Raw genomic sequence first — 24,812 nt, 5'->3', positions numbered from 1 at the left:
TAAATTCAAGGACGTACAATGCCGAAGTTGAAAGTGGTCTTTCTCGACCGAGCCACCATCCCATCTCAAATACATTTAAAACCTTTTAGCTTTGAACATCAATGGGTTGAGTATGATTTCACTTCGCCAGAGCAAGTGTCTGAACGAATTGAAGGCGCTGATGTTGTTATCACCAATAAGGTTGTGCTCAACGCTGATAATTTAGCTCAAGTACAACAACTGAAGCTGATCGCGGTTTCAGCAACGGGTGTGAACAATGTCGATGTTGGCTACTGCAAGAGTAACAACATAGCGGTGACAAACGTGCAAGGCTACGCGACTCAATCGGTACCTGAACATGTTATCGCGATGCTATTTACGCTAAAGCGAAACCTCGTTGGTTATCATCAAGATATCGAGACAGGCGAGTGGCAAAAGGACAAACAATTCTGTTTCTTTACTCATCCGATTCAAGATGTTGCAGGCAGTACATTGGGCTTAATAGGGAGTGGTAGCTTAGGGCAAGCGACCGCGATATTAGCAAAAGCGATTGGTATGAATGTCATCTTTACTGAGCGTAAAGGGGCAGATTCTTGTCGAGAAGGGTATCTACCTTTTGATACGGTGTTACAGCAAGCGGATGCGATCAGCTTACATTGTCCATTGACTGAAGCGACTCGAAATCTGATTTCAGAGCGAGAGCTAACCATTATGAAATCAAGTGCGGTATTAATTAATGCTGGCCGTGGTGGACTTGTCGATGAGCAGGCCTTAGTTGAAGCTTTGAAAAGTAATGAGATTGCAGGTGCGGGCATGGATGTGTTTACACAAGAACCTGCAGATAATTCGAATCCACTATTGGCTAACAGCCACTTACCTAATTTACTGCTAACACCACATGTGGCGTGGGGCAGCGACAGTTCAATTCAAAAACTGTCTGATATCTTAATCGATAATATTGATGGGTTTGTTGCAGGTAATCCGCAGAACTTAGTGAGTTGATTGGAAGTATTTAATGGTGCAAGCACAAAATAAAAAAAGGTTGGCTTTTAGGCCAACCTTTTTAGATTTAGATCGTTGTGTCGATTAAGTGATTTAGCCTTGCGGCTTAACTACCAATACATTGATTGGTGAGTTCTGAACCACTTTGCTTGCAACAGAACCAAGTACAACCTTGTCGATTTTTGAACGCTTATGACTAGGCATCACGATAAGATCTGCCCCTAGTTTCTCTGCGCAATCAAGAATCGTTGTGTAGGTCTTGCCTTCGGCAACGTGAACTTTATAGATCACATCATCGTCGATATGCTTATCAGCAAATTCTTTCAGCTGATTTTTAACATCAAGCTTCATTTGGTTTGCTGCATCTTTCGGAAAGTAAGACGCTACCATCGACATGTGGATGCCCGGTAATACGTTCAGAATGTGGATCTCAGCATTACTGTGTTTCGCGTGCCATACCGCTAGCTCGACCGCTTTATCAGAAAAGCCTTTGTCGTTCAGATCAACGGGAACAAGGATTTGTCTATACATGTATTCGTCTCTTTTTGAGCAGCGCCGAGTACATACCAAGCGCTGTAATTATCTTTTCCATGTAGTAAAAAAGCCAAATAGAGTAGAGCGCTATTTGGCTCTATCCATTACGCGCTAATCTCATCCTTACGAGCACGCCTTCTTTGGTTCATCGCTAAACCAATCAAAATTAATAGGGCAGGTAAGAATACCCACTCTTTCATTGGTCGTTCTGCATCTTGGATAACGGATTTAATTTCCCAATCAAAGTCAATGCCAGCAGCTTCAGCAGGGCTACCAAACTCAACCATATCAACAATCATCTTGTCGTCAGCTTGGGTCAGCATTAGGCCCATTGAAGCAATGCGGTCTTCACTTGTTGTCGCAGAATCTTCAAACGGAAGGCGAACTGTTTTCTCAGAATAGTTACCTTCTAAGTTTTCGCCACCGACTCTCAATTCAAGTGATTGTCCCACAGATAGATTTTCTGTGATTTGAGCGATCTCAACTCCAGGTGAAAGAACTTTCTCTGGATAAATCATGTCCCACCAGAAGCCAGGGCGGAAGAAAGAGAAGGTCAGAACGATAAGCAGTATAGTTTCCCACCACTTGTTCTTAGTGAACCACCAACCTTGTGTCGCTGCTGCAAAGATAAGTACCGCAGTAACCGAAGAGAAAATCGTCAGTGCTAAGTGCCACCAAGAATCAATGCCCATCAACAGTAGTTGGGTGTTGAAGATGAACATGAACGGCAATATCGCGGTCCGGATATCGTAGGTAAAACCTTGAATACCGGTACGAATCGGGTCTGATTTAGCAATCGCAGCGGCCGCAAATGCAGCCAAACCTACCGGAGGTGTATCGTCCGCAAGAATACCGAAGTAGAACACGAATAAGTGAACCGCAATCAGTGGGATGATCAAGCCGTGCGCTGCACCTAATGTAACAATTACTGGTGCCATCAATGTTGATACAACGATGTAGTTCGCCGTTGTTGGCAAGCCCATACCTAAGATCAAGCTGATTACCGCAGTGAATAACAACATTAGAATGATGCTACCGCCTGAGATGAACTCAACGAAATCGGTCATTACAAGGCCGATACCTGTCAGCGTTACCACGCCTACAACCGTACCTGCTGCAGCTGTCGCTACACCGATACCGATCATGTTACGTGCGCCTGAAACTAAGCTCTCTGCTAGATCGACGAAACCTGCTTTAGTTTGCTCTGCAAGATCGTCTGATTTGTTCATCAGAGTCATTAAAGGACGCTGAGTGATCAGAATGAAGATCATGAACACGGTCGCCCAGAATGCCGATAGACCTGGAGAGAAACGTTCAACCGTTAAACACCAAACTAGAACTACGATAGGCAGTAGGAAGTGAAGGCCAGACTTAATCGTTGGGCCTGGATCAGGTACTTCTGTTAGGTTCTCGTCGATTTCCATGCCACCTTCAGCTGCGTATTTAGCAGAAACACGAACCAGAGCGACATAAGAGACTAATAGAGCAACAGTCACAATTGGTGTGGCTGCAGCGCCAAAGACATCTTTTGTCCAGCCGACACCGTAGTAAACCGCAGCACTGATGACACATAGGCCTAAGATAGTACCAGTGAAAGAGAGTAGGCTTTGCACTATAGTTGGTGTGTGACGACGAGGTAAGCCCGTCATACCTGCTTTACATGCCTCTAAGTGAACAATGTAAATCAGGGCGATGTAAGAGATCAGAGCGGGCAGTAGTGCTGCTTTGATTACTTCTACGTAAGAGATGCCCACGTACTCAACCATCAAGAATGCTGCTGCACCCATGATCGGTGGTGTTAATTGACCATTGGTTGAAGCTGCGACTTCTACTGCACCCGCTTTTGTTCCCGGGAAACCAACACGCTTCATTAGCGGGATAGTAAAGGTACCTGTGGTAACTACGTTAGCAATCGAAGAACCTGATACCAGACCAGATAAACCAGATGCTACAACGGCTGCTTTCGCTGGGCCGCCCTTCATGTGGCCAAGCAGAGAGAATGCCACTTTGATGAAGTAAGCACCTGCACCCGCGCGCTCTAGCATTGCACCAAACAGTACGAACAAGAATACGAATGACGTTGATACGCCAAGAGCAACACCGAACACACCTTCTGTTGTTAACCACAGATGCGACATTGCCTTGTTCAGGCTCGCACCTTTGTGGGCGATAACGTCTGGCATGTGTGGACCGCCAAAGGTGTAAAGTAGGAAGACTGCTGCCACAACCATAAGAGGTGGACCTAAAGCGCGTCGTGTTGCCTCAAGCAGCAGAACCATACCGAATACGGCCGCAACAATATCGAATGTTGTTGGTGCACCCGAGCGTTCAGCGAGTTGAGTATAGAAAATATAGATATAAGAAGCTGAAAAGCTACCTACAAGCGCTAATATCCAGTCGACGGCTGGGATGCGATCCCTAGGCGAATTCTTCATGGCTGGATAAGCGGTAAAGGCTAGGAAAATAGCAAACGTAAGGTGAATTGCTCGAGCTTCAGTGTCGTTTAAAATTGCGAAGTTAAAAATGAATGGCAGCGGAGATGCATACCAAAGTTGGAACAGTGACCAACATAGAGGCACAAACCATAAAATACGGCCTTGGATACCACGAGGGCTACGCGCACCAGTATCTGATTGTGCCACCATTTCTTGCACATCTGGAGACGGTGATGTTGTCTGCGTCATGTACTTTATCCTTATTATTGATGGTCTGCCTTTTGTTACGAACAACTAAACGTGATTTCTTTCTTATCTAGTGTAGTGAATGGATAGAGAAATGCGTTCTTTGTTCGTCTTTGTCTTAGGCTTGATACGAAGGTAAGTCCTCCAAATTGGAGAAACTTAAAGGGTTGTTCTTTTCACTTAAATTATTTTTATAAAACGTGAAAAGCCAATAAGGAGGACTGGCCTCCTTATTGGTTTAGTAGGCTTAAAGTAGAGTTACTTTAGAAGGCCTACTTCTTTGTAGTATTTTGCTGCACCTGGGTGAAGAGGGATAGAGATACCCGCTTTAACCATGTCTTCTTTTTTCAGGTTAGCAAATGCTGGGTGCAGACGTTTGAATGTTGCGAAGTTTTCAAATACTGCTTTAGCAACGTTGTATGCTACTTCATCCGAAACGTCTGAAGTTGTTACCATAGTAGCAGCAACACCGAAGCTATTTACGTCAGCATCTGTACCGCGGTACATACCAGCAGGTACTGTGCTGTATGCGTAATATGGGTTTTCAGCTACGATCTTGTCGATCTGTGGACCTGTTGCAGAAACCAGTTTTGCATCACAAGACGTTGTCGCTTCTTTAATTGATCCGTTCGGGTGACCAACCATGTAGATGAATGCATCAATCTTGTTATCACAAAGTGCTTGTGAACGCTCAGAACCTTTCAGTTCAGAAGCAAGCTTGAAGCTATCGTTAGTCCAGCCCATAGAGTCCATTACAACACCCATCGTTGCACGGTCGCCAGAACCAGGGTTACCAATGTTGACACGCTTACCTGCTAGGTCTGAAACATTGTTAATACCTGCATCGGTGCGAGCGATGATGTTGAACGGTTCTGTATGTAGAGAGAACATCGCACGAAGTTTCTTGTATTCGCCTTGGTCTTTGAACTTACTTGTACCGTTGTAGCCGTGGTATTGCCAGTCCGATTGAACAACACCGAAATCTAGTTCACCAGCACGGATGGTATTAACGTTGTAGATTGAACCGCCAGTAGACTCGACAGAACAACGAATGTTGTGGTCTTTACGGCCTTTGTTCACTAGCTTACAAATCGCACCACCAGTCGGGTAATAAACACCCGTTACTGAACCAGTACCAATTGTGATGAACTCTTGAGCGTTAACTGCGCCAGCGCCCATTACAGCAGCTGCAATAGCCCCAACTTTAATCAGTTTGGTAAATGCCATGAATTTCCCTTCCTTTATTCATTATTAACCCTGAAACAAGTGTAGTCGTTTCTGGAGTTTCCTATTTGGAAACGGCACCTTTTTCAATCCATGTGATGAAAAAGTGGCTGAATAATATCAAAAATTGGCAGAAAATTACTCAAATGTTAAAAGATATAGCGAAAAAATCTAACAAATGACGGTTGGATCTCGTGTTTGATTTGCTATTGAGTTTTTTAAAATCAATGAGTTAGTGATTTTTGGGAGAGGCGGGATAGATATCTTAGGATGTGATTTGGATCACGAACTAAATAGGTGTTTGTGATCCAATAGTAATGGCTGATAGTTATGAAACTGTGAGCAATTATCCTGCGTATTCAAACAGTTCGCATACAGAATCGAACAGTTGCTTAGTGGTAACTGATAAGGTTGGAGTAATGAAGATAGTATCATCTCCAGCAACTACCCCCAGTATGCCTTCTGACTTACCTAATGAATCTAATAAGCGAGCAATAAGCTGCGCGGCACCAGGGCCAGTGTGTATCACAACCAATGCATTGTTGTGGTCAATATCTAACACTAACTCTCTTAAAGAGCTCGAAACCGTCGGAACACCAAGTTCAGCAGGAAGACAGTAAACCATCTCCATTTTTGCATTGCGTGTTCGCACGGCGCCAAACTTAGTTAACATACGCGAAACTTTAGATTGGTTGATACTTTCAAAGCCTTCATGCTTCAGGGCATCGACAATCTCGCCTTGCGAACCAAAACGTTCTTCTTTTAGTAGTGATTTAAAAGCTCGAACTAAGTTGTCTTGTTTTTCTGTATTGCGCATATGTCATTCTTATTCATTAACAAAGATGTTTGCATATTCTCGCATACATATTCAGTTCTCGCCAAAATATCACGGTAATTTGTTAGTCATATCACTGTAAAAATTTAATAGGATAATGTGTTATTTAAGACGAGTTGTTTTGTCATTTCAAATGATTATCGCCATAATGCGAACTTGCTGTGTAGCACGGTTTTATTGACTTGCGCGAAGTCGCAAAGCTAGCGTTAATTGATTGTAATCACTTTGTGATTAATATAGTTTTTTAACTTAAATTTAGCTCAAGAATTACCCTACAAAGAATCTATAAGAGAAAGCTCTCAAGGAGAATAACAATGAAAGTAGCTGTTATTGGTGCCGCTGGTGGCATCGGTCAAGCCCTAGCCCTACTACTAAAGAACCGCCTGCCTGCTGGTTCAGATCTTGCACTTTACGACATCGCTCCGGTAACCCCGGGGGTTGCTGCCGATCTTAGCCATATCCCAACGCCTGTTTCGATCAAAGGTTACGCGGGTGAAGATCCAACTCCAGCACTTGAAGGTGCGGATGTTGTGCTTATTTCTGCGGGTGTTGCTCGTAAACCTGGTATGGATCGTGCGGATCTTTTCAATGTGAACGCTGGCATTGTTAAGTCTCTAGCTGAAAAAATTGCCGTTACTTGTCCTACTGCTTGTGTTGGTATCATTACTAACCCAGTAAATACAACAGTGCCAATCGCTGCTGAAGTACTTAAGAAAGCAGGTGTTTACGACAAGCGTCGTTTATTCGGTATTACTACTCTTGATGTCATTCGTTCTGAAACGTTCGTTGCTGAGCTGAAAGATAAAGATCCAGGCGACATTCGTGTTCCTGTTATCGGTGGTCACTCAGGTGTAACGATCCTTCCTCTGCTTTCTCAAGTTGAAGGTGTTGAGTTTACTGACGAAGAAATCGCAGCGCTAACAACTCGCATCCAAAACGCAGGTACTGAAGTAGTAGAAGCTAAAGCGGGTGGCGGTAGTGCGACCCTATCTATGGGGCAAGCGGCTTGTCGCTTCGGTCTTGCTCTAGTGAAAGCACTTCAAGGCGAAGAGAACGTGATTGAGTGTGCCTACGTTGAAGGTGAAGGAGAGCACGCACCATTCTTCGCACAACCAGTTAAACTTGGCAAAGAAGGCGCTGAAGCGATTCTTAGCTACGGTGAACTGAGCGACTTCGAACGCAATGCACTAGACAGCATGCTAGAAACGCTAAATGGCGATATTGAGATTGGTGTTGAATTCGCTAAATAAGCGATAGATAACTGAACTCTGCTAAAACGACAGTTAACGAAAGCCGATCATTGCGATCGGCTTTTTTGATCCTTGTATTCAATCCACTCGTAATCTTTTTCTAACCACGAAGAATTAGGGTATTGAACGATGACTAGAGTACAAAAAGGGATGAATGTTAACTATCTAGGTCGCTTGGGCAAGATATTGGTTATCGATGAGCAAGAGCAGTTCGCGTTATTTGAGTCTTACAATAGTCATAAGCAATATGCAGTTCCGTTGGAAGAACTTGAAGAGATCGAAGCGCAACTACCTCTATCGTTAGAATCGAGTCGCTATTGAGATCCAGTGTATTATCTAGCAGGATCAAAAAAAGAGCCAACAGGCTCTTTTTTATTATATAGCTGTCTATTTACTACTTAGCTTCTATTTACTTGCTACGTTTTACTGCAAGATGAGCTAGCGTAGTTAAAGCCTGCTTGTATTCTGACTCAGGAAGAATAGAAAGCTCAGCAATAGCTTTATCAGCTTCTTCATAGGCTTTATTGGTCGTGTACTCTAACGAGCCTGTCTCTTTCATGACAGACATGATGTCGTCGAGACGTTCCATACCATTGGCTTTTTCAATCGCTTCACGAATCATGCTCGCTTGGTCTGGCGAGCCATTATGCATAGCGTAAAGCAATGGTAACGTCGGTTTGCCTTCTGCTAGGTCATCACCAACATTTTTACCCATCTCTTTACCATCAGCGGTGTAGTCCATCACATCATCAATAAGCTGGAATGCTGTTCCTAGGTACTTACCGTAGTTTTGCATCGCAGTTTCGATCTCAGGTGAAGACTCTGTAAGAATTGCGCCGATTTGGGTTGCGGCTTCAAACAAACGAGCGGTCTTTGAATAGATCACCTGCATGTAGCTTTCTTCTGTGGTGTCTGGGTTGTTACAGTTCATCAATTGTTGAACTTCACCCTCGGCAATCACATTTACTGATTCGCTCATTAGCTCAAGGATCCTTAAAGATCCAAGCGTCGTCATCATCTGGAATGAGCGGGTGTAAATAAAATCACCAACCAAAACGCTAGCTGCATTACCAAAAGCTGCATTGGCTGTCGCTTTGCCGCGTCTCATGTCCGACTCATCGACGACATCATCATGGAGAAGGGTCGCTGTGTGAATAAACTCGATAAAAGCGGCTGAGGTGATGTGAGCTTCACCTTGGTAACCAAGTGCACGAGCTGATAAAAGAGCAAGCAAAGGGCGTATGCGTTTGCCACCACCGCTAACGATATAAAAACCAAGCTGGTTGATTAAACTTACGTCAGAATTAAGTTGGGCTTGAATTGTTTCATTCACTCTTGCCATATCATTGGCAGTAAGCGTTTGGATAGCTTTAAAATCCATTGTTCATCCGGCTGAAGTTAGACCCTGTAAGGCTTATACGTTGTATTTAATTGTTGAATAATACACTAAAAAACGTTGATTAATACATCACTTAAAGGCATCATTGCCGCACTTTTCTTTGGCGAACATGTTTTCGCCAATATTTTAAAAATATGGCTTGTCATAGCGGCATGATTCCCGTAGAATCTGCGCCCTATTGATTAGTTTAGCGCACACCCGAGTTGTAGATTTAACAACCATAGGCTGTGCGGAAAAAGCGGAGTAAAATATGTACGCTGTTTTCCAATCTGGTGGCAAACAACACCGAGTAAGCGAAGGTCAAACACTTCGTTTAGAGAAATTAGACGTTGAAACTGGTGCAACTGTAGAATTTGATAAAGTTCTTCTTGTTGCTAACGGCGAAGAAATCGCTGTTGGTGCACCTCTTGTTGAAGGTGGCAAGGTTACTGCAGAAGTAGTACAACACGGTCGTGGCGATAAAGTAAAAATCGTTAAGTTCCGTCGTCGTAAGCATTCGCGTAAGCAAGCTGGTCACCGTCAGTGGTTCACAGAAGTGAAAATCACTGGCATTAACGCTTAAGTATTAGGAGAGTTTAACAATGGCACATAAAAAAGCTGGCGGTTCTACTAATAACGGCCGCGATTCAGAAAGCAAACGTCTTGGTGTTAAGCGTTTTGGTGGTGAATCTGTTCTTGCAGGTAACATCATCGTTCGTCAACGTGGTACTAAGTTCCACGCTGGCACAAACGTTGGCATCGGTAAAGACCATACTCTTTTCGCTCTTACTGAAGGTAAAGTGAAATTTGCAGTAAAAGGTCCTAAAAACCGTAAGTTTGTAAGCATCGAAGCTGAGTAATTTAATCTTTTATTAGATTATTTATACTAGCTTTCAAGCTGAATTCAAAAGCCCTGCCGATTCGGCAGGGTTTTTTATTTATAGCGAGAATAAAAAAGTAGACGCTCTGGCTTTAGTTTGAGAAGCAGTTTGGTTTTTCATAAACAGTTTAGTTTTAAGAAGCCGTTTGTTTTTAAGAAACAGAAAGTAAAGAACCTCTCCTTATTTGTTCCTTGGTTGCAGATCGATCTAGATCTTAGGTGATCGATCTAAACACGGATCTGCTAGAATTTATATCACTCCTTGATGAGTGGTAACGCAACGTAAGTGCGGAGTTAAAAAATGAAATTCGTTGATGAAGCATCAGTAAAAATAGAAGCCGGTGATGGCGGTAATGGTACAGTAAGCTTTTGGCGCGAAAAATTCGTCGCTAAAGGTGGTCCTGACGGCGGTGATGGCGGTGATGGTGGTGATGTTTACATTCAAGCGGATGAAAACTTAAACACACTGATCGATTACCGTTTCCAACGTTTTTACAATGCTGAGCGTGGCGAAAATGGCCGCGGTGGTAACTGTACTGGTAAACGTGGTAAAGATATGACAATGAAAGTACCTGTAGGTACTCGAGCTGTTGATATCCACACTAATGAAATCGTTGCTGAAGTTGCTGAGCATGGCAAGAAAGTTATGGTTGGTAAAGGTGGTTGGCACGGTCTTGGTAACACGCGTTTTAAGTCGTCTGTTAACCGCGCGCCTCGTCAAAAGACAATGGGTACTAAAGGTGAAGTTCGCGAACTACGTTTAGAGCTTCTTTTGCTCGCGGATGTTGGTATGCTTGGCTTGCCAAACGCTGGTAAATCTACGTTTATTCGCTCAGTATCTGCTGCAAAACCAAAAGTGGCTGATTACCCGTTTACGACGCTAATTCCTAGCTTAGGTGTGGTAAGTGTTGTCCCTGAGAAGAGTTTCGTCGTTGCCGATATCCCTGGCTTGATTGAAGGCGCAGCTGATGGCGCTGGTCTTGGTATTCGATTCTTGAAGCACCTTGAGCGTTGTCGCGTTCTTCTGCATATGATCGATATTTTGCCGATCGATGGTTCTGATCCTATTCAGAATGCACTGACGATTATCGATGAACTTGAGCAATACAGTGAGAAAGTTGCACAGAAACCTCGTTGGTTAGTGTTCAATAAAGTTGACCTAATGCCTGAAGAAGAAGCTGACGAAAAGATTCAAGAAATCGTCGAAGCTTTAGGTTGGGAAGGCGAGTACTTCAAGATCTCTGCTGTAAACAAGATCGGTACCAAAGATCTTTGCTTTAAACTGGGTGAGTTCATGGAGAACCTACCTCGTGAAGTTGAAGCAATTGAAGAAGAAGAAAAAGTTAACTTTATGTGGGATGACTACCATAAAGATGCGATGGCCGGTAAGAATGTCGTTACTGAAGATGACGACGACTGGGATGATTGGGATGACGAAGAAGATGACGGTCATGTTATCTATGTTCGTGATTAATAATCCTCGTAGTTTCTTATAAGCACTTTGGTCGCTTTTTCTAAGATACGCTGATAGTTTTATTAAACCGCAATGAAAATTGCGGTTTTTTTGTATCTAAATCATGACGTCTTGCTGTTTTTTATGCAAAATTTGTCTTTAGATAATTAACGCCTATGGGAAGGAAATCATGGCATCAAAGCAAAGAGCGATTTCAAGGTTAGTCGCTCAGTCAGGACAAATGTTATTAGCTCATGGCGCCGAGAGCACATTGGTCGGTGACATTATGCGGCGCATCGGTATTGCTTGTGGGGTGAATGAGGTTGAAGTTGCACTGTCAGCCAATGCGTTGGTCGTGACAACAGTAATGGATGACCATTGCATAACGACTACTCGAAGCTGTGCTGATCGTGGCATTAACATGCAGGTTATCACCGAGATTCAACGCGTGTGTATCATGATGGAGAAAGGGATTCTTGATTATGATTTAGCTTATAAGAAGATCCAAGGGATCAGTCCCGAACGCTACAACCGTTGGTTAGTTGTCGTAATGATAGGGCTATCGTGTGCTTCTTTTAGCCGTCTTGCTGGCGGAGATTGGCATGTCTTTATGATGACGTTTATAGCTTCGGCTTGCGGTATGATCGTGAGACAAGAGATTGGTCATCGCCATTTCAATCCGTTATTAAATTTCGCTATTACCGCTTTTGTCACCACCACCATTTCAGCTCAGGCAGTGCTCTACAATATTGGTGGTCAACCCACTATCGTGATGGCTTCGTCAGTATTGATGCTAGTGCCCGGTTTTCCTTTGATTAACTCCGTAGCAGATATGCTTAAAGGCCACATTAATATGGGTCTCGCACGCTTCACCATGGCCAGTTTATTAACGTTGGCTACAAGCTTAGGTATTGTCGCAGCGATGAGCCTATCTGACGTATGGGGGTGGGTGAACTAATGACTATTTTTGAACTTTTTGTTGGGTTACTCAACGACATGTTTTTTGCTGCGATTCCTGCGGTTGGTTTTGCATTGGTGTTTAACGTCCCGCAACGAGCGTTGATCTATTGTGCTCTCGGAGGATCCATTGGCCACGGTAGCCGTTACTTAATGATGCATTTCGGCATTCCCATTGAATGGGCGACGTTCTTTGCTGCTACATTGGTCGGTATGATAGGGGTGCATTGGTCGCATAAATTGTTAGCACACCCGAAAGTATTTACGGTTGCAGCCTTGATTCCGATGGTCCCTGGCGTGTTTGCCTTTAAGGCGATGATTGCCATGGTTGAGATTAACCGAGCAGGATACAACCCAGAACTATTGGCATTGTTGATGGAGAACTTTTTGAAATCGATGTTCATTATCGCAGGGCTTGCGGTTGGCTTAGCAGTGCCTGGGCTGTTATTCTACCGTCGTAGACCTATCGTCTAGCTTCAACTTCATTTTCAAGTAAGGACAGGACTTTCGATTTATGATCATCAGCATGATAGCGGCAATGGCGAACAACCGTGTAATTGGTAAAGACAATCAGATGCCTTGGCATTTACCTGCAGATTTCGCATGGTTTAAACGTTCAACTATGGGTAAACCTGTCGTGATGGGACGTAAGACTTACGATTCAATTGGACGTCCTTTACCGGGGAGGCTGAACGTTGTAATCAGCCGCGACGAGAGTTTAGAAATCGGAGGCGTCACGACGGTAACTTCGGTTGAAAAAGCACTAGAGCTGGTTAGTGATGTTGATGAAGTGATGATCATCGGTGGCGGTTCGATTTATGAAAGCTGTCTGCCTAAAGCGAACAAGCTCTATCTGACTTATATTGATTTTGATGTGGATGGCGACACGCAATTCCCTGATTGGGGTGAAGATTGGAAGTTAAGCTTTCGCGAGGCCTATCAAGCCGATGAGAAAAATAAACACAACATGGAGTTTGTGGTTCTCGAGCGTTAACTGTGGTTATTAAGAGTTAGGCTCTGAAAAATACTTGCGTTACTCCAACAGTAGCGCAAGCTTCTCGTATCTCTGTTTTTATAGCGCTTTTTGGGTAAAAAACTGTTTGTCTTCCCAGCGAAGTATCGTCAATTCTCCTCCCCAGACGCATCCAGTATCAAGTCCAATTACATCTTTTCCGTTATACCCTTCAAGCGCAGCCCAGTGTCCAAAAACAACGGTTTTATCAAGCGTAATGCGTTGCGGAAGGTCAAACCATGGCACTAGTGGTTCATCGGTAATTTCATTGGGCGGTAGTTTGCACGCCATGTCGAGTCGGCCATCTTCAAAGCAGAAGCGCATTCTTGTCAGGCTATTGATCGCATAGCGATAACGTTCGATGCCTTGTAACTCGTTGCTCCAAAGATCTGGCGTGTTGCTGTACATGTTCTCAATAAGCCACTGCCAACGGTCCGATTTCAGTAATGACGTTATCTCTCGACTCTCTGTACGTGCTTGTTCTAAGTCCCATTGAGGTGAGATGCCTGCATGTGTCATGACAAACTCTGGGTGTTCTTGCATCAAGGGTTGTTGTCTTAACCATTCCAGCAATTGGTCACGGTCTTCTGTATCAAGAATTGGTTGAGTCTTGTCTTTTGGTTTGGCTGAAAAGAGGCCTAAGGATACAGCAAGTAGATGTAAATCATGGTTACCCAATACCACCTTCGCTGAACTGTCAAGGTTACGAACAAAACGTAACGTCTCTAAGGATTTAGGGCCACGAGCAACTAAGTCTCCGGCGACCCATAAAGTATCTTGTTGTTTATCAAAGTTGATGGTTTCAAGCAGTAACTGAAGCTCGTCGAAGCATCCTTGAATGTCTCCGACAATATAATTCGACACAGTATTTTCCTGTAAGTGGTAGAGATGCGTACTAGTTAAGGATATTGGGGATAGCCAGTCTAAATGGGTCGACTTCTGTTATGAAATCAATGCCTTTATGATCGGTCATTACATAGTGTCCCTGCATGACTCCCACTGGGGTTTCGATAACGGTGCCACTGGTGTATGTGTATTCGTCATTGGCTTCAATCACAGGTTGCTGTCCAACCACGCCATCACCTTCTATGGTGAGTTGTTTACCGTTGGAATCGGTAATCAGCCAGCGGCGAGACATAAGTTGTACCGTTGTTTTACTTAGATTTTTGATGGTAATGATGTAAGCGAAAACGTAGCGATTCTTAGATGGCTCAGATTGTTCTTCAATATATTTAGAATGAACTTGGCATTTGATACAAGGCGTAGATATATCCATATTCGCACCTTTTGTTGTTGGTATGCTTTAAGTATTACATAAAAAATAGGCTCCTCACCGAAGTGTAGGAGCCTTTTTCGATTATTTGTCAGCGTTGTGACTGTCGTGCAACCAGTTCGCCATATCGACAAACTGTTCGAGCGTCAGGTTCTCAGGGCGCATGCCAGGGTTTACACCTAGCTCTTCAAGCACTTCCTTGTCGATTAGGCTCTTGTAGCAGTTACGTACTGTTTTACGACGCTGGTTAAAGCCTTCGCGACATACGCGATCTAACCACTTAAGATCTTTTGCCGGGTATGGCAGTACTTCATAAGGCTGAAGGCGAACGACTGCAGAGTCTACTTTCGGTGGCGGAACAAATGCTGTTGGTGGCACTTCTAACACAGGAGTGACTTTACAGTAATATTGAGCCATAACCGTTAGACGACCGTAAGCTTTAGTACCAGGACCCGCTGCTAATCGGTTAACGACTTCTTTTTGAAGCATAAAGTGCATGTCTTGCACGTCTTTATGGAACTCAAAAAGGTGGAACATCAATGGTGTAGAGATGTTGTATGGCAAGTTACCGAAGATACGTAGCTTGTTGTTTGGCTTAACAAGTTGTTCGAAATCGAACTTCATTGCATCGCCTTCATAGATCGTTAACTTTTCAGCAAGATCAGGGTGATTACGCAGACGTTCAGCAAGATCTCTATCCAGTTCAATTACTGTGAACTTGTCGACAAGCTTGCCAACAGGCTCAGTAATCGCACCAAGACCGGGGCCGATTTCTACTAAGTTCTGGCCTGGTAGTGGGTTAATACTCGATACGATTCCATCAATAATGTATGGGTCGTTAAGGAAGTTTTGACCAAAACGTTTACGCGCTTTGTGCCCTAAGTGGACATCATTTCTCATTGTTTTTTCTCTACTAATTCAATGGCGTGCGTGAGCGCTGTTCTAAAGCTCCCTGTATCGGCTTGGCCTTTCCCTGCCAAGTCTAAGGCGGTACCGTGATCGACTGATGTGCGAATAAACGGTAAGCCAAGCGTGATGTTCACTGAGCGACCAAACCCTTTGTATTTCAATACCGGGAGTACTTGGTCGTGATACATACCTAAAACAGCATCTGCATCTTGCAAATATTTTTCATTAAAGATGGTGTCTGCTGGCAATGGGCCAACTAAATTAATACCATCTTTCTGGCGAATTTTTTCTAGCGTAGGGGTGATAGTTTCTATCTCTTCACGACCCAAACAACCATCTTCACCAGCATGTGGATTCAAACCACACACGTAGATAGTTGGTTTCTCAATAGCAAATTTTTCAACCAAGTCTTTATGCAGAATAGCAATGATTTGCTCTAATCTGTCTTCGGTCACTGCTTGAGATACATAAGCTAGCGGGATGTGCGTTGTTACTAGAGCAACACGCAGCCCTTCTGTTGCCAACATCATCACGACAAGTGGAGTATTGGATTTCTCTGCAAAGAACTCGGTATGGCCACTAAAAGCAACGCCAGCTCGGTTAATTACACCCTTGTGAACAGGGCCGGTGACAATAGCATCAAATTCATCATTCATACAGCCAATTGCTGCGGTTTCTAAAGTATTTAATACGTAATGACCGTTAGCCTCGTTGAGTTGGCCTGCAACGGCGACTTCAGCTAGTGGAACGTGTTTCACAACCAATGTTCCAGAGCGTTGAGGTTGCTTGGGCGCGGTTGAGTCGTAATCCAACAGCTCAACCTCAATCCCTAACATTTCAGCTCGCTCTGCTAATAGGCTTTTATCCGCACAAACCACGAGCTGATGTGGCCAGCTTTCTTGGGATAATGCGAGAGTTAAATCTGGCCCAATTCCCGCCGGTTCACCTGCTGTAATGACAAGGCGTTTAGTTGTCATCTTGGTCATCCTCGACCACTTCAACAAAGGCGCTAGCTCTTACTTCTTGCAGCCAAGCACCGACTTCTTCGTTGAACTTACGGTTAAATAGAATTTGATAAGCTTTGTTTTTCAATGCTGAATCGGTACGGTCGACTTCGCGACGGTCTAGTACTTCAACAATGTGCCAACCGTGCACGGTTTTGAATGGCGCACTGATCTTACCTTCAGGTAGCGTTTCTACTTGGTGTTTGAACTCAGGAACGTATAAATCTGGAGTTTGGTAGCCTAACTCACCATCTTGTACTGCTGAACCTGGATCTTGGCTGTATTGCTGTGCAAGATCACCAAAGCTCGCTTCACCTGCGTTTACACGACGAGTGATTTCTTCAAGCTGCTCTTTCGCACCGTCATCACTCAAGATAACCGTTGGCTTAATCAAAATATGACGTGCATTAACTTCGGTAACTGCAACGGTTTCCAAACCTTTTACGTCTTCAATTTTTAGAATATGGAAGCCAACACCACTTCGGAAAGGACCGATGATGCTGCCTTTATTCTGCATTTTGATTTGGTCTGCAAAAATCGTAGGCATCTCTTCTTTACGCATCCAACCCCAATCACCACCTTGCAACGCTTTAGGGCCTTTAGAGTATGTATATGCCATGGTGCTAAAGTCTTTGCCGTTGTTTAGCTCTTCCACTAAATCTGTCGCTTGTGCTTCTAATTCTTCTTTGGTTTGGTCATCATTGAATCGAAGTTGGATGTGGCCAATTTTGTATTGAACCGTCGCATTGGTTTCTTGCGCTAAGATGTCCGCTAGGTTGTCGACTTCTGCAGGAAGGATATTAATACGACGGCGAACCAAGGCATTACGAGCTTCACTTGCAGCAATCTCTTTTCTCACTTGCTCACGAAATGCGTTGTAGCTAAGGCCTTCTTCCGCAACCGATGCGGTAAGTTGTTGTACTGTTTGGTTGTTATCTTTGGCAATGCCTTCAATCGCTTGATCCAGTCGAGCATCATCAATTCGAACCCCAATACGTTCCGCTTCTTGGGTCTGAATTGTATCGATGATCAGTTTTTCTAGAACTTGCTCATTCAATACATCTTGTGATGGTAATGTTTGTCCGCTTTTCTTCGCGTTTGCGCGCAGTGTTTTCATTGAAGTATCAATGTCACTTTGTAAGATCACGCCCTCGTTGACGATTACTTTTACGCTATCGAGTTCAACTGGTGCTGCGTAGCTCGTTGAAACAGTGCAAGCTGCTGCGATAGCTATTAATGTGCGTTTCCACAATGTCATGTGTAATCCTTTATATTTACCGATGTGTTATCAATAAAGAAAATTAGTTGTTTAAGAAGAATGGGCGACCGTAGCTAAGTGCGTTATTTGAGCTTGTTTCACTTACTTCGCTTGAATCAGAGCCTATATTGGTACCAAAGCCAACAATACCGAAGTTAAAGCCAAAGTTTTTCTCATATACTGGGGTTGCGTTAGGATTAGTCACATAATCGCCTTCCCATCTACGCAATTGATTACTGTAGGTGAAGCCGATATACCAACAATCAGACTTGTAATTGAGTTTGGCCAACCATTCAAGGTTTTCTTCAGTTGTTAAATCATAGAAATACTGAGCGCTGGCATTCCATTTACGCGAAATCTGGTAAGCTCCAAGTAATCCTGCTTGAGATATACCATCTTTAGTAATCGAACCGATATTGTTAATGGTGTCTTCAACATTTTGTTTTATATATTCTTTGGTGACGTAACGGTAGTTGGTTTGGATATAACCACCAGAAAAACGGTACTCAATGGTGCTATTGGCTAGTTGCATTGCTGTGGTGTCGATGTCGTACTGCATACCACCATGATAAAATAGGTAGTCGTCGTAATTAAAATCGACCTCTACCGCCCAAGATGAGTAGTTCGAGTTCTTATTTTTAGGATCGAGCTGTAAATTCTGTTTCGTATCTTTGTCGATATAAAAGATCTGTCCAAAAGACACATTGAGTCGCTCTTTATACTCATCATCAAAGAAACGAGATGATGCACCATAACTGACTTGGTTAGCTGCAGCAATATGGTCTACACCACTGTATTTGCGGCTTCTAAAGAGACCATAGTAATCAGTCTGCAGAAGTGTCGTATCGTAAAGGCCGATGTTGTCTTGATCTTCTTTTGGTACGTACAGGTATTGAACTTGGGGTTCTAAAGTTTGAGTGTAGTTGCCAATAACCTTAGTATCTCTTTCTAAAACGATACCTGCATGGCTTCTAAACTCAGGGATAACTCGAGAAACTTTATCTTTCAGCCCATAATATGGATTTTTTTTATTTGGGTCGTTATTGATAAATTCACTAGTTGTATCTACACCATCAAGATTTTGTTGGTAGTAAGTCCCAAGCAGTCGGGCTTCAGTGGTCCAAGTACCCCAAGTATTACCTACAGGGATGGTAATTCCCGGCTCAACGTGGATACGAGTTGCTGATGGTTTGCCTTTAGCATCTGTATCAAACAGAGACACATGACTGATCAAATCGAAATCTAAATACTCCATTACCTCCGGGGCATAATAGTTGTATTCAAGCTGTGGGAGCAGGCGGTATGGAAGGTTGTTTGTCGTATTTGTGAGGACCTGAAAATCTCGCACAAGTACAGACGCATCCCAATTTTGAGAACGGTATGTAGCCTGCCCTTCTTGAAGCAGCTGGCCATCTTCACGGTTACCAATGCCGCTGCCGTTGACATCTGTGAAGTACTCGAGATCGCCAACTTTTGAGTAATCAATTTCAAACAACCAAGATTCTTGGAATATTCCTGAGTGATAAAGTTGAGCCCCCCAACGTTTGCCTTTCTCTGGGTATTTTTTGTCATCAGGCAAGTATTCAGACTTAATCATCCCGGAACCAAAATCGCTTAAATATCTAAATTCACTGTTAAGCTGAGTACCACGTTCTTTCATGTGCTTAAAAGTGGTTTTCAGGTCATACTCTGGTGCCAAGTTCCAATAAACAGGGATCTCAAATTCAAAGCCATCACTTGAGCCATATGATACCGTTGGATATAAGAAGCCTGTTTTACGCGTATCACCAATCGGAACGGTTAAGTACGGCAGATAAAAAACAGGAACGCTCTGAATTTCAAACCTTGGGTTGTAGAACGTAGCCTCTTCTTCATTTTGGTCAACATCGATACTTGACGCTCTTAGTCGCCATGCATTGTCGCCGATAGGGCAAGAGGTGATTGAGCCATCTTCAATCTCATAAACCGCTTTTCCGGTTTTTGCTATGTAAACCGCATCTCCTCGCCCTTGCTCACAGAGGAACTCATAATCGGTATTTTCGAGCGTCATTTCATCGGTAGTCAGATTATTGGTCGCTCTGTCTGAGATAGATTTAATTTGACCATCGCTAAAGTTTACGTTGCCTTCAGCTACAACGATATTTTCTTGTTGGTGAAGCGTTACATTGTCGGCAAGGATGGTTTTGTTTCCTTGCGTAACTCTTACATCACCTGAGTAGATTGCCTTGTCACCATTGATAGCCTCTAAGCGATCGGACTCAACATGAGCGGGAAGTTGTGTCTCGTTTTCTGCAGCGGGCTCGATCAAGCATTGATCTATAGAGGGCATTTCCTGCACACTACTATCTGTGATTGTTTCAGCTTGAGTTGTCGATACGTATAATGCCGTACTTATAGACGCGGCTAACAAGGTGCGGGAAAAAGATTGCATGAAGTTGAACTATCCTGTGTCACTAGATGAAGGGTTGATCTAGTATCAATCCAATTAATAAAGCATTTTCCTTATGATAAAGGAAATATTAGCATTCAGCATCATCAGACAGCATTACTCAGACAAAATTCATAGATAGAGAACACATAATGCAAATATTTGGCAAAATTTTGGGCGCTTTTTTTGGTTTTTTATTTGGGGGGCCGCTCGGTTTAGTTTTTGGCCTATTTTTAGGGCACCAATTCGATAAAGCTCGCCGATTGAACCAATCGGGCTTCAATAGCTCTGGTTTTGGACGAGGTCCAAGCCAAGCTGAAAGGCAAAACGAGTTCTTTAAAGCGGCTTTTGCGGTTATGGGACATGTTGCTAAAGCCAAGGGACAGGTAACCCCAGAAGAGATTCAGCTCGCTTCTACAATGATGGAGCGTATGAACCTGCATGGCGAGCAACGTAAAGCGGCGCAAGATGCGTTTCGTGATGGCAAAGAAAGTGACTTCCCGTTAAGCGATGTGCTTGAGCGTGTGAAGATCTCATCGGGCGGCCGTTTTGATCTTCTGCAGTTCTTTTTAGAGCTACAGGTATCCGCAGCATTTGCTGATGGCAGCTTGCATCCTAGTGAGCGCCAAGTTCTGCATAAGATAGCGCAAGGTCTTGGCTTTTCTGCAGAACAACTAGAACGCCGTTTACAGATGCAAGAAGCTGCATTCCGTTTTCAACAGCAGGGTGGAAGCTTTGGTGGCCATCAAGGGCATGGGCAATCATCGGGTTGGCAACAGGCTTCGCAACAAAACCAACTGACCGATGCGTTTAAAGTTCTCGGTGTGAGTGAAAGTGCCGACGGTAAAGAGGTGAAGAAAGCTTACCGCAAGCTGATGAATGAGCATCACCCAGATAAACTGATGGCGAAGGGTTTGCCACCAGAAATGATGAATGTCGCGAAAGAAAAATCGCAAGAAATTCAGAATGCTTATGATCTGATAAAGAAAGTAAAAGGTTTTAAGTAATCGAACATAGACCGAGTCATACTATTAAATGATTCGGTTTTTTATTAAAGGGAATTATATGACGGTAACGTATCAGGATGTTCTAGAGTTTTGGTTCGATGAATTGACGCCAAAAGACTGGTTTGCTGGCGGCGAAGAAATTGATGCTTTAATAGAATCTCGTTTTGCTGAACTGCACAAAGCAGTTATCCAAGGTGAGCTATTTGAATGGCGACAAAACGCACAAGGGCGCTTGGCAGAGATTATCGTGCTTGATCAGTTTTCTAGAAATCTTGGCAGAAACAGTCCTACAGCTTTTTCGGCTGACCCAATGGCGTTGGCTCTAGCCCAAGAGGCGGTAGCGGGTGGTTTTGATCACCAGCTTAACGAGCAACAAAAAAGCTTCCTGTATATGCCTTATATGCACAGTGAGTCTTTGCTGATGCATGAACAGGCTGTGATGCTTTTTTCTCAGACAGGCTTAGAGAATAACTTGGATTTTGAGTTTAAGCATAAGGTCATTATTGAGCGTTTTGGTCGCTACCCTCACCGTAATGAGGTGTTAGGTAGAGCTTCGACTCCCGAAGAGGTTGGGTTTTTACAGCAACCGGGCTCAAGCTTTTAATCGTAGAAATACGGTTCAATAGATAAAAAAGAGGCTAGAGGTTAATAAAAACCTCTAGCCTCTTTTTGTTTAGCTTCATTCATGAGCTTTAATGTTAAAACTAGTTCGCTTTGTTAAGTGACCAATCATAGTCATAGCTGAATTTGTGAGTATTCGTGATAGGTTGAGTTCGATATTGGTCTAAGTGCTGAATGAGCTGTTTCTCTGTACCAAAATCCACAGCAAACCATTCGTAAATCGATGATAGTTGTAGTTTATTGTTTTCAATTAACACGCCCTTATCACTATTTACAAAATTACTAGCAGCTTGTTCTAACAAGGCTCCAGTGTTGTCAGAGGTAAAAGCTTCAGGCTGTAAGTTAGGGCAACCTAAACTTGCGCAATTCACCGCGTAATGTGTGCGCGGATCTTGCCAAATCGGTCTTAGGATTCGGTGTTCAATATCGTTGAGTGTCAGTGATTTTCCGTTAACGATTACCACATCATCTCCCCACGGCCCAAAACTAAATAGTCCGCCAAGTTTAGTGATGGATTTGATCGGGTAGGCATCAAGAATCAAATCGACAGTCACGGCGTTATATAGATTAACCCAATAGGCATACTGCTCCGCTTTTGAATAGTCGAGCGGATTAACCTGTTCGAGTTGCTTGATGTATTGATTGAGTTTTGTCTTATCGGCAGTGTTCACTGCTTTATAGCGAACTAGGGTATTTTGCCCTTGTTGAACTAAGTAGTTATCGAGAAATTGCTGCCAATCTTGGTGAGATACCTGTTCTAGATTGGTTTCGTCGCTTTGATTCCAGTATGGCCAAAGCTCGGATTTAGGTGCAGACCAAGCTAACGTTGAGAAAAGTAGGCTGACAATAAAAAGTAGTTGTTTCATGGCATTCTCCTGATGACTGACTACTAAGACCTTATGCTTTACGATTTTCTTTCATGGCTCTTAAGTTAAATAGCGGAACTTATCTAAATAAAGGGTTGAGTTTAATAAAGACGTTGAGTTAAATAAAAGATTGAACCAAATAAAAAAGGTTGGCGCTAGGCCAACCTTTTATATGAACACAAAACTGTGTGATGCTATTTCAGGAAGCTAGGAATCTTAGCTTCAAACTCTGAAATCTTATCTGCGTGTTGAAGCGTTAGGCCGATGTTATCTAGACCATTCAGCAAACAGTGACGACGGAACTCATCAATTTCAAATGAGTACTCTTTTCCATTAGCATTGACTGTCATTGCTTCTAAATCAACGTGGATCTCAGCACCTTCATTCGCTTCAACGAATTGGAAAATCTCATCAACTTCTTGATCAGTAAGACGAACAGGAACCATTTGGTTGTTGATCGAGTTACCGTAGAAAATATCTGCAAAGCTTGGCGCGATCATCACTTGAATACCGTAATCGGCAAGCGCCCAAGGTGCATGTTCACGAGATGAACCACAACCAAAGTTTTCACGAGCCAGTAGAATTGAAGCGCCTTTATAGCGTGGTGCATTCATTACAAACTCAGGGTTTGGTTGCTGGCCTGCATCATCAAGGAAGCGCCAGTCGTGGAACAAGTGCTTACCAAAGCCAATACGGTTCACTTTCTGTAGAAACTGCTTTGGAATGATCGCATCAGTATCGATGTTGGCCGTATCTAGAGGAACGACTAATCCGGTGTGTTGTTGAAAACCTGACATGTTAAATCCTCTAATTAAAGTTCACGAATATCGACAAAGTGACCAGCGATTGCCGCTGCGGCTGCCATTGCTGGACTAACTAGGTGCGTACGACCATCACGGCCTTGGCGACCTTCAAAGTTACGGTTTGATGTAGAAGCACAGCGCTCTTGTGGACCTAAACGGTCGTTGTTCATTGCAAGGCACATAGAGCATCCTGGTAGGCGCCATTCAAAGCCGGCTTCTTTAAAGATTACATCTAAGCCTTCAGCTTCAGCTTGTGCTTTAACTTGCTCAGAGCCTGGAACGATCAATGCTTGAACATGTTCCGCTACTTGGCGGCCTTTCGCTACCGCTGCTGCTGCGCGCATGTCTTCGATACGAGAGTTAGTACAAGAACCAACAAACACTTTATCGACGTTGTAATCAGATAAAGATTTACCCGCTTCAAGTCCCATGTAAGCTAGCGCTTTTTCAGCCGATGCTTTTTCAACAGGGTCTGCGAAGCTTTCTGGTGCAGGGATTGGTGTGTCTACTGAGATCACCTGACCTGGGTTAGTACCCCAAGTGACTTGTGGTTTGATGTCAGCCGCTTCTAGCGTTACAACAGCATCGAACTCTGCATCAGCATCGGTTTTCAATGTGTTCCAGTATTCAATTGCTGCTTCTAAGCCTTCGCCTTGTGGAGAGAACTTACGACCTTTGATGTACTCGTATGTCGTTGCATCAGGGGCGATTAAGCCTGCTTTAGCGCCAAGCTCGATTGCCATGTTACATACCGTCATACGACCTTCCATCGTAAGGTCGGTAATTGCCTCACCACAGAATTCAACCACGTAGCCTGTACCGCCAGCAGCCGTTGTTTTACCGATGATCGCTAGTACGATGTCTTTTGCCGTGATGCCCGCAGCAACCTTGCCTTTTACTTCGATCTTCATGGTTTTAGCACGAGCTTGTTTTAGCGTTTGCGTTGCTAGAACGTGCTCAACTTCAGAAGTACCGATACCGAATGCAAGAGAACCAAATGCACCGTGTGTAGCCGTGTGTGAGTCACCACATACGATGGTCATGCCCGGTAGCGTAATACCTAGCTCAGGGCCCATTACGTGCACAATACCTTGGTATTTGTGGTTTAGGTCGTAAAGGGTGACACCAAACTCTTCACAGTTCTTCGATAGCGTTTCCATTTGGATACGAGCCATCTCGCCAGAAGCGTTGATGTCTTTAGTTTGCGTCGATACGTTGTGATCCATGGTCGCAAAAGTTTTGCCTACTTGGCGAACTTTACGGCCTTTTTCACGCAGGCCATCAAAGGCTTGTGGCGACGTTACTTCGTGGACTAAGTGGCGATCGATATAAAGAATTGGCGTTTCGCCCTTCGCTGCAACCGCAACGTGAGCGTCATAAACTTTTTCGTATAAGGTTTTTGCTTGCTGGTTTGTCGACATAGCTTTTCTTCCTTGGGAGCATCAGTCCCAGTGTTTG

At 43.7% G+C, this 24,812-nt stretch carries 25 protein-coding genes; 11 read left to right on the top strand and 14 right to left on the bottom strand.

Annotated features, from left to right (window positions below):
* The first annotated feature begins 18 nt into the window (after positions 1-18).
* A complete protein-coding gene (locus tag AB4180_RS17695; protein WP_102250499.1) occupies positions 19-981 on the top strand; it encodes a D-2-hydroxyacid dehydrogenase in 963 nt (320 codons plus the stop codon).
* A gap of 93 nt (positions 982-1,074) precedes the next feature.
* Here the strand turns inward: AB4180_RS17695 and AB4180_RS17690 are convergent, their stop codons facing one another.
* The 4 genes from AB4180_RS17690 to argR all read right to left on the bottom strand — a co-directional run bounded on the left by AB4180_RS17690 (position 1,075) and on the right by argR (position 6,237).
* Positions 1,075-1,512, bottom strand: coding sequence for a universal stress protein (locus AB4180_RS17690; RefSeq protein ID WP_029222921.1), 438 nt, complete (start codon positions 1,510-1,512; stop codon positions 1,075-1,077).
* A 107-nt stretch (positions 1,513-1,619) separates the two neighbouring features.
* Positions 1,620-4,199: a TRAP transporter permease gene (locus AB4180_RS17685; RefSeq protein ID WP_009847836.1), complete on the bottom strand. Its 2,580-nt coding sequence runs from the start codon at positions 4,197-4,199 to the stop codon at positions 1,620-1,622.
* A gap of 255 nt (positions 4,200-4,454) precedes the next feature.
* Positions 4,455-5,423: a TAXI family TRAP transporter solute-binding subunit gene (locus tag AB4180_RS17680; protein WP_009847835.1), complete on the bottom strand. Its 969-nt coding sequence runs from the start codon at positions 5,421-5,423 to the stop codon at positions 4,455-4,457.
* 343 nt (positions 5,424-5,766) lie between these two features.
* Positions 5,767-6,237 (bottom strand): transcriptional regulator ArgR, encoded by a 471-nt coding sequence (gene argR / locus AB4180_RS17675; protein ID WP_004735909.1) that lies wholly within the window; start codon positions 6,235-6,237, stop codon positions 5,767-5,769.
* A gap of 332 nt (positions 6,238-6,569) precedes the next feature.
* On the opposite strand from argR, the gene mdh reads away from it, so the two are divergent.
* Together mdh and AB4180_RS17665 are read left to right on the top strand one after the other, a co-directional pair.
* Positions 6,570-7,505, top strand: coding sequence for a malate dehydrogenase (gene mdh / locus AB4180_RS17670; RefSeq protein WP_009847834.1), 936 nt, complete (start codon positions 6,570-6,572; stop codon positions 7,503-7,505).
* 129 nt (positions 7,506-7,634) lie between these two features.
* Positions 7,635-7,826: a hypothetical protein gene (locus tag AB4180_RS17665; protein WP_009847833.1), complete on the top strand. Its 192-nt coding sequence runs from the start codon at positions 7,635-7,637 to the stop codon at positions 7,824-7,826.
* A gap of 88 nt (positions 7,827-7,914) precedes the next feature.
* Here the strand turns inward: AB4180_RS17665 and ispB are convergent, their stop codons facing one another.
* Complete coding sequence (gene ispB / locus AB4180_RS17660) at positions 7,915-8,886, bottom strand: octaprenyl diphosphate synthase (RefSeq protein ID WP_102250500.1); 972 nt, start codon at positions 8,884-8,886, stop codon at positions 7,915-7,917.
* A 268-nt stretch (positions 8,887-9,154) separates the two neighbouring features.
* On the opposite strand from ispB, the gene rplU reads away from it, so the two are divergent.
* From rplU to folA, 6 genes are all read left to right on the top strand, one after another.
* Complete coding sequence (gene rplU, locus AB4180_RS17655; protein ID WP_004740823.1) at positions 9,155-9,466, top strand: 50S ribosomal protein L21; 312 nt, start codon at positions 9,155-9,157, stop codon at positions 9,464-9,466.
* Positions 9,467-9,485: 19 nt separating this feature from the next.
* A complete protein-coding gene (rpmA, locus tag AB4180_RS17650; protein ID WP_004735905.1) occupies positions 9,486-9,743 on the top strand; it encodes a 50S ribosomal protein L27 in 258 nt (85 codons plus the stop codon).
* Between the two features lie 321 nt (positions 9,744-10,064).
* Positions 10,065-11,237, top strand: a complete 1,173-nt coding sequence (gene cgtA / locus AB4180_RS17645; protein ID WP_009847831.1) for an Obg family GTPase CgtA — start codon at positions 10,065-10,067, stop codon at positions 11,235-11,237.
* A gap of 169 nt (positions 11,238-11,406) precedes the next feature.
* Complete coding sequence (locus AB4180_RS17640) at positions 11,407-12,174, top strand: threonine/serine exporter ThrE family protein (protein WP_004735903.1); 768 nt, start codon at positions 11,407-11,409, stop codon at positions 12,172-12,174.
* The gene (locus AB4180_RS17635) at positions 12,174-12,647 is read left to right on the top strand and encodes a threonine/serine exporter family protein (RefSeq protein WP_009847830.1); all 474 of its coding nucleotides are present in this window, start codon (positions 12,174-12,176) and stop codon (positions 12,645-12,647) included. Before AB4180_RS17640 ends, AB4180_RS17635 begins: the two co-directional genes overlap by 1 nt.
* Before the next feature lie 40 nt (positions 12,648-12,687).
* A complete protein-coding gene (folA, locus tag AB4180_RS17630; protein ID WP_102250501.1) occupies positions 12,688-13,167 on the top strand; it encodes a type 3 dihydrofolate reductase in 480 nt (159 codons plus the stop codon).
* Positions 13,168-13,245: 78 nt separating this feature from the next.
* On the opposite strand, the gene AB4180_RS17625 is transcribed toward folA, so the two are convergent.
* The 6 genes from AB4180_RS17625 to lptD all read right to left on the bottom strand — a co-directional run bounded on the left by AB4180_RS17625 (position 13,246) and on the right by lptD (position 20,060).
* Positions 13,246-14,049, bottom strand: a complete 804-nt coding sequence (locus AB4180_RS17625) for a symmetrical bis(5'-nucleosyl)-tetraphosphatase (RefSeq protein WP_102250502.1) — start codon at positions 14,047-14,049, stop codon at positions 13,246-13,248.
* Positions 14,050-14,080: 31 nt separating this feature from the next.
* A complete protein-coding gene (gene apaG, locus AB4180_RS17620; RefSeq protein WP_009847827.1) occupies positions 14,081-14,461 on the bottom strand; it encodes a Co2+/Mg2+ efflux protein ApaG in 381 nt (126 codons plus the stop codon).
* An 81-nt stretch (positions 14,462-14,542) separates the two neighbouring features.
* Entirely contained in the window at positions 14,543-15,358 is an 816-nt protein-coding gene (rsmA, locus tag AB4180_RS17615; RefSeq protein WP_009847826.1) for a 16S rRNA (adenine(1518)-N(6)/adenine(1519)-N(6))-dimethyltransferase RsmA, read from the bottom strand.
* Positions 15,355-16,344: a 4-hydroxythreonine-4-phosphate dehydrogenase PdxA gene (gene pdxA / locus AB4180_RS17610; protein ID WP_198592280.1), complete on the bottom strand. Its 990-nt coding sequence runs from the start codon at positions 16,342-16,344 to the stop codon at positions 15,355-15,357. The genes rsmA and pdxA overlap by 4 nt, the downstream gene beginning before the upstream one ends.
* Positions 16,334-17,629 (bottom strand): peptidylprolyl isomerase SurA, encoded by a 1,296-nt coding sequence (gene surA, locus AB4180_RS17605; RefSeq protein WP_102250504.1) that lies wholly within the window; start codon positions 17,627-17,629, stop codon positions 16,334-16,336. The genes pdxA and surA overlap by 11 nt, the downstream gene beginning before the upstream one ends.
* A 43-nt stretch (positions 17,630-17,672) precedes the next feature.
* Positions 17,673-20,060, bottom strand: coding sequence for an LPS assembly protein LptD (gene lptD / locus AB4180_RS17600; protein ID WP_017100841.1), 2,388 nt, complete (start codon positions 20,058-20,060; stop codon positions 17,673-17,675).
* Positions 20,061-20,209: 149 nt separating this feature from the next.
* On the opposite strand from lptD, the gene djlA reads away from it, so the two are divergent.
* Together djlA and AB4180_RS17590 are read left to right on the top strand one after the other, a co-directional pair.
* Entirely contained in the window at positions 20,210-21,064 is an 855-nt protein-coding gene (djlA, locus tag AB4180_RS17595) for a co-chaperone DjlA (RefSeq protein ID WP_102250505.1), read from the top strand.
* A gap of 58 nt (positions 21,065-21,122) precedes the next feature.
* Entirely contained in the window at positions 21,123-21,668 is a 546-nt protein-coding gene (locus AB4180_RS17590; protein WP_017100839.1) for a DUF924 family protein, read from the top strand.
* A gap of 100 nt (positions 21,669-21,768) precedes the next feature.
* On the opposite strand, the gene AB4180_RS17585 is transcribed toward AB4180_RS17590, so the two are convergent.
* The 3 genes from AB4180_RS17585 to leuC form a co-directional block, all read right to left on the bottom strand.
* Positions 21,769-22,551 (bottom strand): DUF547 domain-containing protein, encoded by a 783-nt coding sequence (locus AB4180_RS17585; RefSeq protein WP_102250506.1) that lies wholly within the window; start codon positions 22,549-22,551, stop codon positions 21,769-21,771.
* Positions 22,552-22,745: 194 nt separating this feature from the next.
* Positions 22,746-23,348 carry a 3-isopropylmalate dehydratase small subunit gene (gene leuD, locus AB4180_RS17580; protein ID WP_017100437.1) on the bottom strand — a complete coding sequence of 201 codons (603 nt, stop codon included), beginning with the start codon at positions 23,346-23,348 and terminating at the stop codon, positions 22,746-22,748.
* A 14-nt stretch (positions 23,349-23,362) separates the two neighbouring features.
* On the bottom strand, positions 23,363-24,775 hold the full coding sequence (gene leuC / locus AB4180_RS17575; protein WP_102250507.1) for a 3-isopropylmalate dehydratase large subunit: 1,413 nt from the start codon (positions 24,773-24,775) through the stop codon (positions 23,363-23,365).
* Between the last annotated feature and the right edge of the window lie 37 nt (positions 24,776-24,812).

Origin of the sequence: Vibrio sp. 10N.286.49.C3 (assembly GCF_041469545.1) — a bacterium.
Taxonomy (GTDB): Bacteria; Pseudomonadota; Gammaproteobacteria; order Enterobacterales; family Vibrionaceae; genus Vibrio; species Vibrio tasmaniensis_A.
This window is presented reverse-complemented; position numbering and strand designations above follow the sequence as displayed.